Raw genomic sequence first — 2304 nt, forward strand, 5'->3', positions numbered from 1 at the left:
ATCCATTTTTCACCCCAACCCCTTTTAATATGGGCGACTTTACCTAATAATATAAAGCCTTAGAGAAAGCACAAATTATGCAAGCGTTTAACGAAGTGGCCCTGTTTCCCCTCAATCCAATCCCACACACCACGGCGCATTGATTTCAATGCGAATGGTTGTCTGTTAAGGATAGAAAGACAATAAAAACAAAAAGTTATATTTAATGATAAAGGGGGAGTAGAGTGTAAAAAATTTTCAAAATCTCAACTAATTAGCCGCTGAAATCGTATTTAAAAATATGTTAAATGTATTTAATATCCATTTAACCCATGCATGGTAATGTTTACAGGCTATTTGATTTGAAAGTGAGTGTATTTGTATTTGATTTCAATTTAGCCCTTTTCTGGCTTTGTTTGTGAGCGATTGTTAGGTTGTGATAATATGGTATCGTATTTAAATGTACATTAAATCGTATTAACCAAATTTGGTGGGAGAAAATCTAAAAATGGCGAGAAGCACAGTATTACAAGCCACAATCAAGGGGCCGCTAGAGCAAGATTTTCGCAAGTTTAAAAAGAGAGAAGGTTTAACTGATGCTGATGCGATTCGTCAGCTTTTGACATTGGCATTGCGTATTAAACTGAATGACAGTGACGATGAAAGGCCGTCGAACCGTGAGTTGATGGAAGAAACGTATCGTAGAGTTAGGCAGGTACAAGGCGTGCTAAATTTAAATTTGGCGCATAGCTTTGATGGGGAGGGGTATTATAAGAATAAAGCGGATTCGATTGAGCAAAGAAAATCCAACACCGCTTTGGTTGATAAAAGCGTCGATGAATATCTTGAAGGCGAAAAAAAAGGGTAGCCATTGGCTACCCTTTTATTATCGCTCTAACTCTCTGTCGATTTCTCTGTCTTCCCACTGACTCTCTTTCTCTGAGTGATTAAATTCCATCTCTTGTTGAGGTGAATATTCTTTTGGCTCAAAGTGGTCGAGTGATTGGCTGTCGGTTTCTTTTTTCTCATTATAGTTGAGGGTGTCTAATTCGCTCTCTTGATGAGAAGTGTGCGTCTCATTTAATTCAATGTTATGTGCGCTGTTATCTCGCTCTAATTTGTTAATGCACGATTTAATGTCCTCTTTAAGATTATCGTCTGACATGAATTGAATGTCTCGTCCATTAAAGTTCTCGACGATTTTCTCAATGTTGTTCGGGTTTAAATCGTGGTTGCCGTGATTTAATACAATAATGATGTTCTGTCTCAGTTCATCGGTGGAGATGTTTTGAATGTCGTTCTTATGATTGACATTGATAATGTCAATCTGCCCTTGGGTTTGGTCTCGAATTAAAAACGAGTGTTCAATTGAGGTACTGATGATGGTGGTGTTTAAATTCTCTCCTTGATGGAATTGGGTTAATTGTTTGGACTTTGTGCCTAGGGTTCTTGGATTAATGTCTAGGGAGGTGTCTTTATTGCCTTGAGTGTCTAAATAGGTCACTTCAATGGCTTTAGTTTCACCTTCTTTATTGTGGATGTTGGTTAACATCGCAGGATGAAGAGATCTATCTTCGGATGAATAGACCGCTGGGTGGAACTTAACCTGGTTATTTTCAATGTTATTGACACCGAGCTTGTTTAAGTAGGTTTGGGCCAGTGTGTTATCCATCGGTAAGCTTTGATTGATATAATCTTTAGCCCGTTCTTCAAACTGCGCAATATGCCTAGGTGTGGTGCTCAGTAATTTGTCGTGCTTACTGTTTTCCTCCAATTGATATTTGTCCGGTTCGTTTAGCATCTTGTGCGCTTCATTCATCGCGGCTTTATAGCCCATTTCCTTATGACTCATTATAAGGTTAATCAATGCGCCTTTTTCGCCTGTGGTGTAGTCTTTAAAATACCCACGATGTTCTCCAGTTAGGGTCACTTTAATCGCGGAAGGACCTATGCCAAAGGTTAAATAATCCCGGTCTGATTTGGATTGATTCGGATTTCCTAATAACTGAACGGCGAGGCTTTCTGTGTATTTGGGTAGCTGCGTCTTGATGTGCTCTTTAAATAGGGCGTAGTCAAAGTCACCGCTTTTATTTTGGAACCGAACGTCCTCGTGAGGGAGGGCATTTCGGTTAAAGTAGGTGGTGTCTTTGGGGGGCGTTTGGTTGAGGGTTTCTATTGCACTGGCTTTATGGCTTTCTTTAGAGAGCCAGCTTTTGACCAGTTGTTTGGTGTTGTCGGTATAGAGGCGAATGTGCTGACTGGCACGGGTGACATCGATACCGGCGCGTCTTAAGTTGGTCAGTGCGCCTTTGCTTTGTATCGCGC

The 2304-nt window shown here is 40.3% G+C and carries 1 protein-coding gene and 1 pseudogene; one reads left to right on the plus strand and one right to left on the minus strand.

Features of this window, described 5'->3' with window-relative positions; translation table 11 throughout:
* Positions 1-487: 487 nt before the first annotated feature.
* Entirely contained in the window at positions 488-847 is a 360-nt protein-coding gene (locus ACED25_RS23250) for a hypothetical protein (protein WP_017083844.1), read from the plus strand.
* Between the two features lie 18 nt (positions 848-865).
* On the opposite strand, the pseudogene ACED25_RS23255 reads toward ACED25_RS23250, so the two are convergent.
* Positions 866-2304 (minus strand): annotated as a pseudogene (locus ACED25_RS23255) (conjugative transfer relaxase/helicase TraI); the annotation flags it as partial.

Source organism: Vibrio sp. 1F263, assembly GCF_041439035.1.
Lineage (GTDB): Bacteria > Pseudomonadota > Gammaproteobacteria > Enterobacterales > Vibrionaceae > Vibrio > Vibrio tasmaniensis_A.

What these genes read in the sequence shown, in the direction of transcription:
- ACED25_RS23250 (WP_017083844.1), top strand. Translation starts at nt 488, where the DNA reads ATGGCGAGAAGCACAGTATTACAAGCCACAATCAAGGGGCCGCTAGAG.